The sequence below is a fragment of the Vibrio sp. 10N.261.45.E2 genome, assembly GCF_002875705.1.
GTDB lineage: Bacteria > Pseudomonadota > Gammaproteobacteria > Enterobacterales > Vibrionaceae > Vibrio.
The window spans coordinates 158,951-174,710 of the sequence record NZ_MCZZ01000123.1 but is presented as its reverse complement, the minus strand read 5'-3'; the positions used below and the strand labels follow the sequence as shown (position 1 = coordinate 174,710).

The following is a 15,760-nucleotide window of genomic DNA, read 5'->3' as shown; positions in this document are numbered from 1 at the left end:
AACTACCCTGCCAGAGGGGGCTTATGTCTTGCTCACGTAGACACCCGGGCTTTTTAGTATTTGATGAGCCTGGTCAACATGCGATGAAGCCAAGCTCAATGAAGTCTCTTATTTCTGCTTCAATTAATACGAATAAGCAGGTGATACTTGCTATATCTAAATCTGTTGACAAGTATAGTAATACTGAAGCAGTTATAGAGGTGGAAGGAGTTAAAAAATTAGATAATGACTATTTGATAACTGAAGCAATTAGTTTGGGTGATGTTAATGTTATTGACATTGATCCAAACAATTTACATAAATCTGTTGCTGCTCTTTAGTGCTTTTCAGAACTAACTTCGGAATCAATGCATAAAATAGGAATATTCAACGAGATTTTTATGCGTTTCCGAAGTTCAAATGTTATTTTGTAGATAAGCATACGCCACACCGCTTTTTACCATCAAGAACAAGAGTTTCTGTTGAAGCCTTGCAGTTAGGGCAAATGTTGGGGTTATCTCTTCGATTGGTGAGGGTTAACTGAGATTTCAGTTCACCCTCCATTATCTCAACATCCTTGTAATAGGATTTGAGATAGTAATCGTGGAACGTTAGATCTGAGAAAGGGATAACCTTATTCTTCCATTCGTAGTTAAGCTCGTTGTTCTCTATGAACGGTTCTCGCCAGTGAACATCAAGCCACAATTCACCTGTTTCATCAGTTTTATCTCTTGCTTCACGGCTCATTACAAAGACGTTGGCTCGATTTCGATAAGCAATATCTAGATCGGTGAATCGCTTACCGTCAAAGTCTAATAGAACCCAAATCACATAAGTATTATTACGTTGGTAGAAGTGCTCTCGGGCTGCTATAACACTGATAAACGTAGTGCTCATTTGCAGTTCAAACACCACTCGTTTAGTTTGACCTGAATCGTTATAGTAAGAAGATACGTCAGGTATTCGCCATTCTTTACTCATTATCTGTGTAGTATCTTTGCACGAATCCCTAAAAGTAGCTTCGACCTTACAATCTGAAAACCTGTTCAGTCGGTCATTTTTGATTGAGTTATAGATATACTCTTTTGACTCACGGTGAGCTTTTCCCTCTTTTTGACCATTGAACTTCATTGCAAGGATTTGCTCTTTCTTTAGAACAGAGTCTTTTTCCTGTAGTGGACACTCAGCATTTTTAAACTTGTGTTTATAGTGATCGATTGTTCGACCTCGATTACGAAGTGCTACAGGTTGATAGCAAACAGCACAAAGGTAGGTTCGCAAGCCATCTTCAATAAGATTCCTCTTCCTGAACAGTGCTCCCTCTTCAATATTATCAAGTTGGTCTGCTACTTCGATAATGTCATGAGTGTGGGGATCGTATATGTGGGTGATTAGCCGTTTATTGATAGTCGTAGCCATTACACATCACCACTCTCAACCAAATCTTTTAGTTTTTTGTTCTCTCGGAACAAATGGAATCTTTCTTTATTGTAATACTCGATACCTTGTAAGGTATCCGTTAGCTCTTGCTGCTTTTTCTCGACCTTAGATTCAAGTTCTGAAAGGTTAGCTTGAGAACGGTTAGCACGACTTTCATATTCTTCAAATGAATCGGATAGTTTTACGATTTGGGTTAGCTCTTGCTCTAAATCACCAAAGGTACAATCGAACCTTTCGAGAACACGCTTGAGCCATTTAGCATTGTCGATGTCTTGTTTAGAAGTTTCTATTTGCTTTTTCAATCGTGAAACGTCTGTAGTTAGTTTTTCTTTCTCTTTTTCTTGCTTTGCAATGTGTAGTTGACCAGTGGCGTAAGTATCTCGAAGATCTTCAATCTTTTGATTTATTCTAGATGTAGCAGTACCGTTATATAGTTCGCTTTTATTACGTCTAAGCTTAGAAATTTCGGTGAGTAATGAACTTTCTGTTTGCTTTAAATCTTCGATATTTCGATGTAAATCATACTGACGCTTTTCGTTTTGGTATCGAGTTAGATTGTGTTGTGCCGTTTCAGTATCAGCTTTTATTCTGTCTAATGTTCCATTAGCTAGATTAATTTTTTCGTTAATCTGTTCGAATTGGATCAATGCTCTTTGTTGTTCAGACTCAATAGATGAGTATTCGAGTGAGGCGATGTTTCTTGTTAATGGGTGAAGAGGATTGAATGATAGCCAAGAGCAACGTTTATGAAACTGTGAGTTCAAAACATTTTCTTTGAGGTACGTAGTGAAGTCGGTCGATGGAACGGCTAAATTGCTAAGGTTTACTTCAATGACACTTTCAAATCGGGTTCTGAGTTGATGAATCTGTTTTTGGTCAACTTCTGAATCTTCTAGTGCAATGGTTAGATAAATCGCTTGGTTATCGAGAAACGTGAGTTCGATAAGAGGGCGAGTCGCAGTATCTACAAGTAAGTTACAGTGGCTTAATTCAACAGGTATGCTGTTTGTGCAAGAGTAATCAATAGGGATTGATAATCGAAGATCGTCAGACAGTAAAGAAGTTAATCGTTCACATACCTCAGAAAGAACAAGGTGCTCACACTGCTTATCAATGTGTTGAAAGAGCTGAAAATCTTCTTCACGTTTTGCAGGTTCGCCACAAACACGACAAAGAGCTGTTAAGTCTTTATTTTCCTTTGAATCAATCAATTCGCCTTTATCATTAAGGCAAAAACGAATCCCCATTCTCTGTGTACTGCACAGCATTTTATACCTCACTGTTATTGAAAAGGCTTAGACCTATTCAACCAGATCTAGCATCAGAAAAGTATGCAATTTAATTAATATTGAGACGGGGATAATACAGTGGGATAGAGATCAAGGTCACAACTCTTCGGCCGAAATTTTTGCAGAGGTGACAACTTGCACCAATAACAAGACGTTATTAGTAAAGTTTAGCGAGTTTGAGTTTTTATAAGTATCTGATAGTAAATAATAAAAATGCGTACTTTACTGGTTAAGATGGGGCTAAAGGATAGGTTTAGAGCTGGTAACCTTGTTCATCGTCAGATGTAGCAGTAAAACATTGCTTTTTGATAGTCCAAAGATAAGTTTGTCATATAAAATCAATGGTTTAAGGTTTTAAAGAGAAGCGGTTTAATAATCCAAAGAAAAGTGTAGCACACTAATATTCGGGGGAAATAATGCAGGGATATTGGAGTGATTCGATTAATTGCTTTCTAGTAAATGTTTAACCTTTGATTTTGGGGTTGATGAAAAAGGGCTACTCATATGTAGCCCTCAGAGAAATATTTACTTTAAGCTTCTTGTCGCTTCAGTTCTTCCTGAGTTTCTTCTTCTGCAATCGCATCAATGATTACCGCACAAGCAGCATCACCTGTGATGTTAAGAGCAGTACGAATCATATCGAAGATACGGTCTAGAGCGAACAGTAGTGGTAGACCTTCAATTGGGATACCTGCTGCTAGAAGAACTGCAACAACAAGGAATGATGGTCCCGGAACACCTGCTTGGCCTACAGCACCAAGAGTAGAAGTTACGATGATTGCGATGTAAGCACCCATTGAAAGGTCAATGTTGAATAGCTGTGCAAAGAAGATAGCAACCAGACCGTAGTAAATTGCGTTACCACTCATATTGATTGTTGCACCTAATGGCAGAACAAAAGAAGCAGTAGAATTTTTAACACCAAGCTCTTTCTCGACAGTTTCCATAGTTACAGGAAGTGTTGCCATTGAAGACGCTGTAGATAGAGCAACGGCTTGTGGTTTTTTCATTGCAACTAGGAACTTCTTAGCAGAAGTTTTAGTAAAGATTTGAACCATTAGAGGATAAGCAATAAAACCGAAGATAAGGATAGCGGCTACATAAACTACGAATAGTTTAAATACGACCATTAGAGCGCCAAAACCAAACGTACCTACAGCTTCTGCCATCAGACCGAAAACGCCTAAAGGAGCAATAACCATTACCTTATTAATCATCCACACGAAGCTATCAACGATAGCATTTACACCGTTAAGGATTGGTTCACGTTTTTCTTTAGCTTGTTTTGAAAGAGCAATACCGAAGAATAGGCAAAATACTAAAATTTGTAGGATATTTGCTTCGTTCAAAGATTGAAAAACGTTAGTCGGGATCATTCCTGTTACGGTAGCCCAGAAAGTTGGCAATTCACCTTTCGCAGCATATTCAGAAGAGAACATTCCTTCAACGCCTGAAACGTCAATGCCAAGACCCGGTTTGAATACTTCACCCATAAATAGAGCTAGTGCTACTGCTAGTGCAGAAGTAAGACCGAAATATCCAAGCGTAGCAACGCCAACTTTTCCTGCATTTGAGCTATTACCTAGACCCGCAGCACCTGAGATTAATGCAACTGCTACCAGTGGAATTACAAGCATTTTGATCAAGTTGATAAAAATTGCGCCCAATGGAGCAAAAATAGTTGCTGATTGCCCCATCATTGCGCCAACTGCTGTACCTACAAGCATTGCAATTACGACTTGAAAGCCGATGTTGCTCATTAAAGATTTACTCTGAGACACGTCCTTACCTCATATAAATTGATGTGTTAAAAGGGGGGGATTTTGTACAAATACAAAAATGTAATCACTCTCTATAATGGAAAGTATTTATATTTTTATATTAAAAAGAGTGGGTTAAGTTGTTTGGGGTATGCTGAACTTTACTTTTTACTATATTGATCATCCAAACCATAGCGTCAACAATCGCGTTTACGCCATTGATGATAGGGTCACGTTTTTCTTTCGCTTGCTTAGAAAGCGCGATACCAAAGAATAAGCAGAAAACTAGGATTTGCAGAATGTTTGCTTCATTCAATGATTGGAAAACGTTGGTAGGGATCATGCCAGTGATGGTTGCCCAGAACGTTGGAAGTTCACCTTTCGCAGCGTATTCAGAAGAGAACATGCCTTCTACGCCAGAAACATCGATACCACGGCCTGGTTCGAAAATTTCACCCATTACAAGCGCTAGTGCTACCGCAAGTGCAGATGTTAGTGCGAAATAACCCAGTGTTGTTACACCGACTTTACCAGCCGATGAGCTATTACCTAGACCTGCAGCACCTGAAATTAGGGCAACTGCGACTAGAGGGATAACAAGCATCTTGATCAAGTTGATGAAGATAGCACCCAGTGGAGCGAACATAGTTGCGCTGTCACCCATCATCGCGCCGACTAGCGTACCGATGATCATTGCAATAACGACTTGAACGCCAATATTGCTTAGTAAACTCTTTTCTTTTAACACTTCCATAACCTCTGTGCTACTAAATATAAAAATCCCAGAACTACTCACCAATGTACGATGTACCATTGGATTAATATTTCGCGAACGGTTTTACACGTATCTTTTACATTTATCAATATGAGCAGGGATGAAAGGACACTAAAAATGAGAGATTATAGATTGTTTGGTGTTTCTTTGAACTAAAGCAAACGTTTGCTTGTTGCGGGCGTATTATTTTTTATAAATGATGGTGATGTATCGGTTTGGTGTTATTGCTGTGCTACAGGTTTGTTTTAAGTGTTGCGTGAAACAATCCGTTAACAGGAATGAGCGTTGAAAGCTGGGGCGAGAAAACCTCCCTCTAAGTACTGTTTGACTCTAGAGGGAGGTTTTTTGTTATTTCTGTGTTGCGGCTTTCATTGGTGTGACAAACTCAGCAAGCGCTTTAAGCATTGCTTCTGGCTGTTCAACATTGTTTTCAATGATCTTCACAACGGCTGAGCCAGAGATAGCACCGGCAGCGCCAGCTTGAATCGCTTCTTTGACTTGCTCAGGAGCAGAGATACCGAAACCAAGCAGTGCTGGTGGCGCATCGAACTTGTTCAAACGATCAAGCAGTGCGGTTACTGGCATGTTTGCTTTTGTTTCTGCACCCGTTACGCCAGCACGAGAAAGTAGGTAAGTGTAACCACCACCAAGTTCAGATACTGACTGAAGTGTTTCATCGCTCGCTGTTGGTGGAGCAATAAAGATTGGATGAACGCCAAACTTCTTCGCTGCAGCAACAAACTCATCACTTTCGTTGGTTGGTACGTCTGCAATCAGTACCGAGTCGATACCCGCATTTGCACAACGCTCGTAGAAGTTCTCAATACCACGTGCGTAGACCAAGTTCGCGTACATCAGTAGGCCGATTGGTAGCTCTGGGTATTTCGCGCGGATTTGACCAATAAGATCAAAACATACATCAGGCGTTACTTTAGAATCTAACGCACGAATGTTCGCACCTTGGATTGTTGGGCCATCAGCCAGTGGATCAGAGAATGGGATACCAAGTTCAAGCGCATCAGCACCTGCTTCAACCAAAGTTTCCATGATCTTAAGAGACTGTTCAGGGTTAGGATCGCCAACCGTTACGAATGGTACAAATGCACCTTGATTCTTTTCAGCTAAGCGAGTGAATAGTGATTGATAGCGATCCATTATAATGCTCCTTTCTTTTTAAGGATGTCGTGTACAGAGAAGATGTCTTTGTCACCACGGCCAGACAAGTTAACAACTAACAGCTGTTCTTTTTCTGGTTCGTCGTGAGCCATTTTGATTGCATGAGCTAAAGCATGAGATGACTCTAGCGCTGCGAGGATACCTTCGTTACGTGCGATAGATTGGAACGCTTCTAGTGCTTCGTCATCGGTTACGTTTTCGTATTCAGCACGACCAATTGCGTTCAGGTGAGCGTGCTGTGGGCCAACTGAAGGGAAGTCTAGACCCGCAGATACAGAGTAAGACTCTTCTACTTGGCCGTTCTCATCTTGCATCAATGGTGCTTTCATACCAAAGAAGATACCTGTTTTACCGTGCTTAAGCGGCGCGCCGTGTTGGTCGGTATCAATACCTTTACCAGCTGGCTCAACACCGATTAAGCGAACCGTTTCTTCTTCGATGAAATCAGCGAACATGCCGATAGCGTTTGAACCGCCGCCAACACAAGCGATAACAGCATCAGGAAGGCGACCTTCACGAGCTAGAATTTGGTTCTTGGTTTCTTCACCAATCATGCGTTGGAAGTCACGAACGATGGTTGGGAATGGGTGAGGACCCGCAGCCGTACCTAGTAGGTAGTGCGCATCTTCATAAGTTGCAGACCAGTCACGTAGAGCTTCGTTACACGCATCTTTTAGCGTAGAAGAACCAGAATGAACAGGGATAACCTCTGCGCCCATTAGCTTCATACGGAACACGTTCGGGCTTTGACGTTCAACGTCTTTAGCACCCATGTAAACGCGACACTTAAGACCCAATAGAGCACACGCTAGCGCCGTCGCAACACCGTGTTGACCAGCGCCAGTTTCAGCGATGATTTCCTGCTTACCCATACGTTTAGCAAGTAGCGCCTGACCCAATACTTGGTTTGTTTTGTGCGCGCCACCGTGAAGTAAGTCTTCACGCTTAAGGTACAGCTTGGTTTTTGTACCTTTAGTTAGGTTGCGAGTTAGCGTTAGTGCCGTTGGACGACCCGCGTACTCTTGAAGAAGCGTCATGAATTCACTGCGGAACTCAGGATCGGCTTGTGCATCGATAAATGCTTGTTCAAGTTGGTCTAGTGCTGGCACTAGGATCTGCGGTACGTATTGACCACCGTATTCACCGAAGTAGGCATCGAGTTTAGCCATTATCTTATTCCTTCAATTCTATTGATGTGTATTCACACCAAGTCATTTAATTTTGCTTGAGCTTCGCAAAAGGCAAAGCTCACAAATATGTTTTTGGTCTCTGCTTCTAGAGGCCAGACTAGTAATTACGAATCGCTGCAAAAGCGCGTTGCAGTTTGTCGGCGTCTTTTTTACCAGGAGCAGATTCAACGCCAGAGTTTAGGTCTAATCCTAAGCAGCCTAACTTAGCCGCTTGGTTAGCATTTTCTGGGTTTAGACCACCCGCCAACATGATTGCGCTTTGGTTGTTGATTAGGCTCCAATCGAACGCTTGACCTGTACCACCTGTTTGAGAACCCACTTTAGTATCTAGCAGGTGACGAGTCACGTTGCTTTCCAGTAATTCTGGCAGCGCACTTTTAGCACCGGAAGCAACACCGTAAGCTTTCCAAATCTCAACGCTTTCAGGTAGTGACTGTTTTAGTTCATCGACAAACGCTTGAGTCTCATCACCGTGTAGTTGCACCGCAAATAAACCTAGCTCAGAAACCGTTTTCGCAACATCAGTAACGCTATGATTTTGGAACACACACACGTAGTTCAAAGGTGCGCCGCTCATGGTTAAACGAGCTGCTTCTATATCAACATGACGCTTAGATGCTTCAACGAAAATTAGACCACCGAATACCGCGCCTGCTTGATACGCCTTCGCGGCATCGTCAGGGTGGGTTAAACCACACACCTTGTTTTCGCCCAGCGTTACTTTGCGAACGGCCAGTTCAAGGTTCTTTTCAGCCATAAGAGAGCTACCGATTAGGAAGCCATCTGCAAATGTTGAAAGGTCACGCACTTGTTGGTGTGTGTAGATACCAGACTCTGAAATCACGATGGCGTTTGGAGCCAGTTCGCGAATCAGTGGAGCCAACTCTTTGGTGCGATTCAAGTCCGTCGAAAGGTCACGTAGGTTGCGGTTATTAATACCGATCACTTTTGCTTTTAAAGCGACAGCGCGGTGAAGCTCTTCTTCGTTGCTGACTTCGGTAAGTACACCCATGTCGAGTGAGTGAGCGACTTCAGCCAGTGCTTTGTATTCTTCGTCATCTAATACCGATAGCATTAGCAAAATTGCGTCAGCTGAGTAGTGACGAGCTAGGTAAACTTGGTAGGTATCAACCATGAAGTCTTTACACAGAATTGGCTGCTTAGCAATGCTACGAACCTTTGGTAAAAACTCAAAGTCACCTTGGAAGTATTTCTCGTCTGTCAGTACTGAAATTGCGTTTGCGTGGTTGTTGTACACCGATGCAATGTAGTCCAAATCAAACTCGTCGCGAATCAAACCTTTTGACGGAGATGCCTTTTTACACTCAGTAATGAAAACTGTTTGTTCGCCGCTCAGTGCATCATAAAAACTGCGGTCTGTTGCGGTTAACGTTGCTTTAAATTCATCTAATGGTTGAGTCTGTTTACGCGCTTCAACCCATTGGTATTTATCACGAACGATTTTTGCTAGTACTTCCGCCATTTCAGCTTCTTTGACTGAAACGTGGGTCGACAGTTTATCGGTAGTCTGTGTCATGTTCTTTGTCTCAATTCGTCGTTCGTTAGGCGTGTGCAGCAAGCTTTTGTACAAGCTCGTACGCTTTGCCAGAGTTCATCGCGTCAATGGCTTGCTGTGCGTTGGCTTTTAGGTCTTCGTGACCAAATAGACGCATCAGTAGAGCAACGTTTACGGCTACTGCGCCAACTTGGGCTTCAGTGCCTTTACCCGTCAGGATATCTGTTGTGATGGCTTTGTTTTCTTCTGGCTCACCGCCCTTGATTGCTTCAAGAGGGTGAGTGTTTAAACCAAAGTCTGCCGGTGTCACTGTGTATTCGTGAATTGCGCCATCTTTGATTTCAGCAACCATGGTTTCGCCGTGAATCGCTACTTCATCAAGACCGCTACCGTGAACAACCGCCGCGCGCTTCATACCCATTTGCAGCATAGTTTCTGCGATAGGGCGTACAAGCTCTTTGCTGTAAACACCCATAAGTTCAATGTTAGGGCGAGCAGGGTTAATCAGTGGGCCAAGGATGTTGAAGATAGTACGTGTTTTCATCGTTTGACGAACAGGCATCGCGTGACGCACGCCACCGTGGTATTGCGGAGCAAATAGGAATGCTACGCCAAGCTCATCGACAGCCGTACGAGTGTCTTCCGCGGTCATCGCTAGGTTGATGCCAAACGAATCCAGTAGGTCAGAAGAGCCTGATTTACTCGATACACTGCGGTTACCGTGTTTAGCGACTTTTAAACCACATGCTGCGGCAACGAATGCTGAAGTCGTCGAAATATTAATGGTGTTATGACCGTCGCCACCTGTACCCACGATGTCTGCAAAATCGTAATCAGGGCGTGGGAACGGGTTTGCATTGGCAAGCAGTGCTTTCGCCGCACCAGCGATTTCTTCTGGCGTCTCGCCTTTGATCTTAAGTGCAGTCAGTGCAGAAGCCATCAGGATTGGGTCTAGGTCGCCCTTGATGATGACATCAAACAGTTGTTGGCTTTCTTCTTGAGTAAGAGACTGCTGTTCGTAAAGTTTATTAATCTGTTCCATGATTTCGTCCTAGTTAGTCTTTTTATCAAGAGTGGCGTTCTTCTCAAGGCAGAGAGGTTTCTCAAGAGCCCATTCGATAGCGTTCGCTAGAAGCGTTGCACCGTAGGTCGTCATAATTGATTCAGGGTGGAATTGGAACCCACACACCTTGTCTTGTTCTTGAACCACAGACATCACCAAATCATCGACTTCAGCTGTCACTGTTAGGCTATCAGATACATGCGTTGCTACTAAAGAGTGGTAGCGAGCAATAGCCAGTGGAGAAGGTAAGCCTTGGTAAGTCGCATGGTTTTGGTGTTCCATCATCGACACCTTACCATGAATGATTTCGCCTGCGCCTGCAACGGTACCGCCATAAGCTTCAACGATAGCTTGGTGGCCTAAACAAATACCAATCATAGGCACTTTGCCTTTTAGCAACTGAATCAGTTCAGGCATGCAGCCCGCGTCTGCCGGAGCGCCAGGACCCGGTGATAGTAGGGCAACTGGGTTGTCTAATTCGTTGATCGCCGCTTCAACGACCTTTGCAGAGATGTTGTTACGGTAAATTTTTACGTTGTGACCCAATGAACGGAACTGGTCTACAAGGTTGTAAGTGAACGAGTCGAAGTTATCGATGAATACAATATCAGCCATGATTACGACTCCTTCTTGTTAGAAATGGTTTTAGTATGTGCCGCTTGAATCGCTGAGATGACCGCTTGCGCTTTGCCGCGAGTTTCATCTGCTTCTGCTTGTGGGTCTGAATCGAATACCACACCAGCGCCAGCTTGCACTTGTGCCACACCATCTTCAACGTAAGCAGAGCGAATCACGATACACGTATCTAAAGTGCCTTCACCCGTTAGGTAACCAACCGCACCGCCGTAGCTGCCACGACGCGTTTTTTCTACGTCACGAATAAGCTGCATTGCGCGGATTTTTGGTGCGCCTGTTAGCGTACCCATGTTCATACAAGCTTGGTAAGCGTGCAGGGCATCTAAGTCTTCACGCAGCTGACCAACAACACGAGAAACCAAGTGCATCACATGGCTGTAGCGGTCAACTTTTAGCAGGTCTGCCACGTGGCGAGTGCCAGCTTCAGCGATACGCGCTACATCGTTACGAGCTAGGTCGACAAGCATCATGTGTTCTGCGTTTTCTTTCTTGTCGGTGCGCAGTTCAAGCTCGATACGGCTATCTAGGTCGAAATCGATTTGACCGTCAGGACGCTTACCGCGACGACGAGTCCCCGCAATTGGGTAAATTTCGATTTGGTTGGTTTCGGTTTCGTATTTCAGCGCACTTTCTGGAGAAGCACCAAATAGAGTAAACAGCTCATCTTGCATGTAAAACATGTAAGGGCTTGGGTTGCTTTGCTTAAGCTCTTTGTAGGCAGCCAGTGGAGCAGGGCAAGGAAGCGTGAAGCGGCGTGAAGGTACTACTTGGAATACATCGCCTTTTACGACGTACTCTTTTAGGTCACGAACCGTTTGGCAGAAGTCTTCATCTGAAACGCTTGGTACCGCGTCAACGTTGTCTAGTGGCGTAACTTCTGTGATGGCTTTCAGCGACTGACATTGTGTTTGAATGTCGGTTAGGCGCTCAGTTAGCTGTGCTTTGATGTTTTCATCTTGAGCGAACAAGCTTGCGTGTAGCAGGCCTTCGTTCTCTTGGTGATCGAAACGCAACAGTGTTTCAGCCACGTAGAAGACAAAGTCAGGGCAGTTGTTGGTTGCTTCAGCATCGCCTAGCTGTTCGAAGTTCGCCACGATGTCGTAAGCGAATAGGCCAGCCATGAATAACGCGTGCTTGTTATCAGCGTCTTGCTCAAAGCTGTGCTGAACCAAACGCAATGCATCGAAGGAGGAAGCTTCTCTTAAGCGTGAGTCTTCGTCTAATTCGTTGCTTGGCTCAACAAAAGTCAGCGTCAGTAAGTTATCCGTCAAATCAGATTTAATCTCTGTTTTAACGTTTTGAGTCAGGTGTTCGATAAGCGCTTGACCGTTTTGAGTCAACGCTTGAAAGGTTACTTCATGTCCGCGACATACGATACGAACAGCAGAGTCGATAAGGAGTAGGCTTGTCAGGTTCTGTTTAGATTCAATCTCGGCAGATTCCAACAAAAGACTGTCTGTTTTGTTTTCACACAAAGTATGAAAAACGCTGGTTGGATCTTGCGAGTAAGGAACTGAAGAATTGATGACCTCAATGGTTCCCAGCTTTTTGATTTCAATGGCCTTGTTCACAAGACCTCCTTTATGATTCTTTAAATTTCCTGCCGTACATAGTCGCATAAAGATACCTTTCACCCAATCTAGAATATGGTCAATTCGATGATTTGTTAGTCAGTTGAATGTGAGATGTTCGACAAATTAAAAAGCCCGCTATTAAAGCGGGCTTAGTGATAACTTTTTTATAAACAAACTGTTTAGCTAGAAGTACACGTTAGCCCACCAAGAACTTGTCCAAGTGCGCCACCAATTAAGCTCTGAACTTGCTTCTACTGAAGAAAGTTCTAAAACTTTATCTTTATGGTTTTGGTTAAATTCTTGTAACATGGTGAACCTATCAAATGTGATACTTCGTATTTGTGTACTAGTTAACTAGTTTTCCGCTTGCGGGTCAAGTGTGTTGACACAAATATAACGATAAAAATTGAAAACAATGAAAAAGAATATATGAGAATTGATCTACATAGTCATACAACAGCCTCAGATGGCCGACTTACCCCACCTGAGCTAATTGACCGAGCGCTAAGCTTTAACATCGAAGCGCTAGCGATTACAGATCATGACACGATTGACGGGCTTGCCGAAGCACGCAGCTACATTGCGGATAACCACCTTCCTATTCAGCTGATCAACGGCATTGAGATTTCGACCGTTTGGCAAAACAAAGATATCCATATTGTTGGGTTAAACGTTGATCCTGAATCACCAGAGCTCAAAGTGCTCATTGAGCAACAGAAGCAACACCGAATTGGACGTGCTGAGATGATTGCTCAACGTCTTGAAAAAGCAACTCGTGAAGGGGTGCTAGAGGAAGTTAAACTGATTGCGGGTAATGCGCCGATCACTCGAGCTCACTTTGCTAAGTGGTTAGTTGATAACGGCTACGCAAAAACCATGCAGCAGGTGTTTAAAAAGTTTCTTACTCGTAACAACCCAGGTTACGTCCCGCCTACGTGGTGTTCAATGAGTGATGCTGTTACGGCCATTCATGCTGCTGGTGGCCAAGCCGTGCTCGCTCACCCTGGGCGATATGGCCTTACAGCCAAGTGGGTTAAGCGCCTGCTCACTGCATTTGTTGAAGCGAAAGGGGATGCGATGGAAGTCGCTCAACCTCAGCAAGCGCAACAAGAAAGACGCACACTCGCGGATTATGCTATACAATACAAACTATTAGCCTCCCAAGGCAGTGATTTCCATTACCCATCCCCGTGGATGGAACTTGGACGTAATCTCTGGCTACCTTCTGGGGTCGAAGAAGTATGGAAAGATTGGGAGTTTCAAACGGTTTCACCATCTGAATAGTCTTTAGGTGAACCAGCTCCTTCTGATGATAGAGTCGAGAGATTCGATAACGAGGATCAACAATGAGCCAGTTTTTTTATGTACACCCAGATAACCCACAAGCACGCTTAATTACTCAAGCGGTTGCGATTATTCGCAATGGCGGGGTTGTGGTTTATCCAACAGATTCCGGTTATGCGCTGGGCTGTCAGCTTGAAAATAAACAAGCACTTGAACGTATCTGTAAAATTCGTCGCATCGATGACAAGCACAACTTCACCTTGTTATGCCGTGATCTTTCTGAATTATCACTGTATGCACGAGTTGATAACGTCGCTTTCCGCCTGCTGAAGGCACACACGCCAGGTGCTTATACGTTTATCTTTAAAGCAACCAAAGAAGTGCCGAAGCGTTTGATGAACGCCAAGCGTAAAACGATTGGTATTCGTGTCCCAGACAACAAGATTGCACTCGATTTGTTAGAAGCGATGGGCGAACCACTAATGTCGACGTCTCTGATTCTTCCGGGTAACGAGACCACTGAGTCGGATCCAGAAGAAATTCGTGACAGCTTAGAGCATGCGGTTGATGTCATTTTGAATGGTGGTTACTTAGGTGAGCAACCAACGACGGTTATTGACTTTAGTGACGATGATGCTGTGATTCTACGTCGTGGTGCGGGCGATCCTGCGCCGTTTGAATAATCGCTTTACTGATTAACAGTCTGTAACGATACAGCAAACCTGCCAGAGTAAATAACAAGTGCTTTTTGGCAGGTTATTTGCGATAATACGCGACCGCGATTTGGTCGCGAAAAATTCATTCGACGTCTGTGAAGACGACAATTAGGTAGAAAAGAGTAAATGAGCGAAAAATTACAGAAGGTTTTAGCGCGAGCTGGTCACGGTTCTCGTCGTGAACTAGAAGGTTTAATCAAATCTGGTCGTGTAAGTGTTAACGGTCAAGTTGCGAAGCTGGGCGAGCGTCTTGAAGACGAGAACTCAGTGATCCGTATCGATGGCCATACTGTTTCAGGCAAGGCTTCTGAAGAAGTGGTTTGTCGTGTACTTGCTTACTACAAACCTGAAGGTGAGCTTTGTACTCGTCATGATCCTGAAGGCCGCCGTACTGTTTTCGATCGTCTACCTAAGATCCGTGGTTCTCGTTGGATTTCAGTTGGTCGTCTTGATGCGAACACGTCTGGTCTTTTGCTGTTCACTACTGATGGTGAGCTTGCAAACCGTCTAATGCACCCAAGCCGTCAGGTTGAGCGTGAGTACTTAGTACGTGTATTCGGTGAAGTGACTGAGCAGAAAGTTAAAAACGTAACTCGTGGCGTACAACTAGAAGACGGCATGGCTCGTTTTGAAGATGTGGTTTACGCTGGTGGTGAAGGTATGAACCATACTTTCTACGTTGCGATTAACGAAGGTCGTAACCGTGAGGTTCGTCGTCTTTGGGAATCACAAGAAACAACAGTAAGCCGCCTGAAACGTGTACGTTACGGTGATATCTACCTTGATAAGAAACTGCCTCGTGGCGGTTGGAAAGAGCTAGATCTTCAAGAAGTGAACTACCTGCGTGAGCTTGTTGAGCTTAAGCCTGAGAAAGAGACACTGTTGGACCTTGATCCTTCAAACACTTCTCGTAAGCGTGAGCGTTCTCGTAGCCAAAAAATTCGTCGTGCTGTTAAGCGTCACGAAGAGCGTGCAAACGCACCAAAAGGCCGTAGCAACCAAGCTAAGCGTAAGAAGCCTGCAACTCGCGGTACTACAACACCTGATTCAGGTCGTAGCGCTCCAGCTGCAAATAAAGGCAAGCCTCAGGCTAACAAAAGCAAGCCTAAGATGAACAACGGTCGTCCGGCTAAACCAGCTAAGCCAAGATCGCGTCAATAATGGCGTATGCTCTCAAGCTTCATTAGCTGAAAGCACTGAATACTAAAAAACCTGCTCATTGAGCAGGTTTTTTTACATCTAGAAGAAATCAAAGATGCGGGATGCGAGTTACCGAGTATCGAAAACACGCTGCCATAAACGACAGTATGCGTGCTCTTCGTGTACGCGCAGCTATGATCTGTTCGTATCTCGTATCTCGTA

14 protein-coding genes, 1 pseudogene and 1 other annotated feature are annotated in these 15,760 nt (G+C 43.9%); of the genes and pseudogenes, 4 read left to right on the top strand and 11 right to left on the bottom strand.

What is annotated here, in order from left to right; genetic code table 11:
* On the top strand, positions 1-320 hold a 320-nt coding region (locus tag BCT34_RS12060; protein WP_206747224.1), incomplete at its 5' end, for a hypothetical protein.
* An 82-nt stretch (positions 321-402) separates the two neighbouring features.
* Here the strand turns inward: BCT34_RS12060 and BCT34_RS12055 are convergent.
* From BCT34_RS12055 to BCT34_RS12005, 11 genes and pseudogenes are all read right to left on the bottom strand, one after another.
* A complete protein-coding gene (locus BCT34_RS12055; protein WP_076652161.1) occupies positions 403-1,398 on the bottom strand; it encodes a DUF6035 family protein in 996 nt (331 codons plus the stop codon).
* Positions 1,398-2,687 (bottom strand): hypothetical protein, encoded by a 1,290-nt coding sequence (locus BCT34_RS12050; RefSeq protein ID WP_241902802.1) that lies wholly within the window; start codon positions 2,685-2,687, stop codon positions 1,398-1,400. The genes BCT34_RS12055 and BCT34_RS12050 overlap by 1 nt, the downstream gene beginning before the upstream one ends.
* Positions 2,688-3,238: 551 nt before the next feature.
* Positions 3,239-4,468 (bottom strand): dicarboxylate/amino acid:cation symporter, encoded by a 1,230-nt coding sequence (locus BCT34_RS12045; RefSeq protein ID WP_076652167.1) that lies wholly within the window; start codon positions 4,466-4,468, stop codon positions 3,239-3,241.
* Between the two features lie 175 nt (positions 4,469-4,643).
* Positions 4,644-5,222 (bottom strand): annotated as a pseudogene (locus BCT34_RS12040) (cation:dicarboxylase symporter family transporter); the annotation flags it as partial.
* Positions 5,223-5,591: 369 nt separating this feature from the next.
* Positions 5,592-6,398 (bottom strand): tryptophan synthase subunit alpha, encoded by an 807-nt coding sequence (gene trpA / locus BCT34_RS12035; RefSeq protein WP_076654685.1) that lies wholly within the window; start codon positions 6,396-6,398, stop codon positions 5,592-5,594.
* Positions 6,398-7,588: a tryptophan synthase subunit beta gene (gene trpB, locus BCT34_RS12030; protein ID WP_076654686.1), complete on the bottom strand. Its 1,191-nt coding sequence runs from the start codon at positions 7,586-7,588 to the stop codon at positions 6,398-6,400. Before trpB ends, trpA begins: the two co-directional genes overlap by 1 nt.
* A 118-nt stretch (positions 7,589-7,706) precedes the next feature.
* Positions 7,707-9,146, bottom strand: coding sequence for a bifunctional indole-3-glycerol-phosphate synthase TrpC/phosphoribosylanthranilate isomerase TrpF (gene trpCF, locus BCT34_RS12025; protein WP_076654687.1), 1,440 nt, complete (start codon positions 9,144-9,146; stop codon positions 7,707-7,709).
* Between the two features lie 25 nt (positions 9,147-9,171).
* Positions 9,172-10,167 (bottom strand): anthranilate phosphoribosyltransferase, encoded by a 996-nt coding sequence (trpD, locus tag BCT34_RS12020; protein ID WP_076654688.1) that lies wholly within the window; start codon positions 10,165-10,167, stop codon positions 9,172-9,174.
* Between the two features lie 9 nt (positions 10,168-10,176).
* Positions 10,177-10,803: an aminodeoxychorismate/anthranilate synthase component II gene (locus BCT34_RS12015; protein ID WP_076654689.1), complete on the bottom strand. Its 627-nt coding sequence runs from the start codon at positions 10,801-10,803 to the stop codon at positions 10,177-10,179.
* Positions 10,804-10,805: 2 nt separating this feature from the next.
* Positions 10,806-12,395, bottom strand: coding sequence for an anthranilate synthase component 1 (locus BCT34_RS12010; RefSeq protein ID WP_076654690.1), 1,590 nt, complete (start codon positions 12,393-12,395; stop codon positions 10,806-10,808).
* 125 nt (positions 12,396-12,520) lie between these two features.
* Positions 12,521-12,635 (bottom strand) — a sequence feature (Trp leader region).
* The gene (locus tag BCT34_RS12005; protein ID WP_009848753.1) at positions 12,582-12,707 is read right to left on the bottom strand and encodes a trp operon leader peptide; all 126 of its coding nucleotides are present in this window, start codon (positions 12,705-12,707) and stop codon (positions 12,582-12,584) included. Its footprint overlaps the feature before it by 54 nt.
* A gap of 120 nt (positions 12,708-12,827) precedes the next feature.
* On the opposite strand from BCT34_RS12005, the gene BCT34_RS12000 reads away from it, so the two are divergent.
* The 3 genes from BCT34_RS12000 (at position 12,828) to rluB (ending at position 15,559) form a co-directional block, all read left to right on the top strand.
* A complete protein-coding gene (locus BCT34_RS12000) occupies positions 12,828-13,682 on the top strand; it encodes a PHP domain-containing protein (protein ID WP_076654691.1) in 855 nt (284 codons plus the stop codon).
* A 62-nt stretch (positions 13,683-13,744) separates the two neighbouring features.
* Positions 13,745-14,365: an L-threonylcarbamoyladenylate synthase gene (locus tag BCT34_RS11995; RefSeq protein ID WP_076654692.1), complete on the top strand. Its 621-nt coding sequence runs from the start codon at positions 13,745-13,747 to the stop codon at positions 14,363-14,365.
* 159 nt (positions 14,366-14,524) lie between these two features.
* Positions 14,525-15,559, top strand: a complete 1,035-nt coding sequence (gene rluB, locus BCT34_RS11990) for a 23S rRNA pseudouridine(2605) synthase RluB (protein ID WP_076654693.1) — start codon at positions 14,525-14,527, stop codon at positions 15,557-15,559.
* The last annotated feature ends 201 nt before the right edge of the window (positions 15,560-15,760 follow it).

What these genes read in the sequence shown, in the direction of transcription:
- BCT34_RS12055 (WP_076652161.1), bottom strand. Translation starts at nt 1,398, where the DNA reads ATGGCTACGACTATCAATAAACGGCTAATCACCCACATATACGATCCC.
- BCT34_RS12050 (WP_241902802.1), bottom strand. Translation starts at nt 2,687, where the DNA reads ATGCTGTGCAGTACACAGAGAATGGGGATTCGTTTTTGCCTTAATGAT.
- BCT34_RS12045 (WP_076652167.1), bottom strand. Translation starts at nt 4,468, where the DNA reads ATGAGCAACATCGGCTTTCAAGTCGTAATTGCAATGCTTGTAGGTACA.
- trpA (WP_076654685.1), bottom strand. Translation starts at nt 6,398, where the DNA reads ATGGATCGCTATCAATCACTATTCACTCGCTTAGCTGAAAAGAATCAA.
- trpB (WP_076654686.1), bottom strand. Translation starts at nt 7,588, where the DNA reads ATGGCTAAACTCGATGCCTACTTCGGTGAATACGGTGGTCAATACGTA.
- trpCF (WP_076654687.1), bottom strand. Translation starts at nt 9,146, where the DNA reads ATGACACAGACTACCGATAAACTGTCGACCCACGTTTCAGTCAAAGAA.
- trpD (WP_076654688.1), bottom strand. Translation starts at nt 10,167, where the DNA reads ATGGAACAGATTAATAAACTTTACGAACAGCAGTCTCTTACTCAAGAA.
- BCT34_RS12015 (WP_076654689.1), bottom strand. Translation starts at nt 10,803, where the DNA reads ATGGCTGATATTGTATTCATCGATAACTTCGACTCGTTCACTTACAAC.
- BCT34_RS12005 (WP_009848753.1), bottom strand. Translation starts at nt 12,707, where the DNA reads ATGTTACAAGAATTTAACCAAAACCATAAAGATAAAGTTTTAGAACTT.
- BCT34_RS12000 (WP_076654691.1), top strand. Translation starts at nt 12,828, where the DNA reads ATGAGAATTGATCTACATAGTCATACAACAGCCTCAGATGGCCGACTT.
- BCT34_RS11995 (WP_076654692.1), top strand. Translation starts at nt 13,745, where the DNA reads ATGAGCCAGTTTTTTTATGTACACCCAGATAACCCACAAGCACGCTTA.
- rluB (WP_076654693.1), top strand. Translation starts at nt 14,525, where the DNA reads ATGAGCGAAAAATTACAGAAGGTTTTAGCGCGAGCTGGTCACGGTTCT.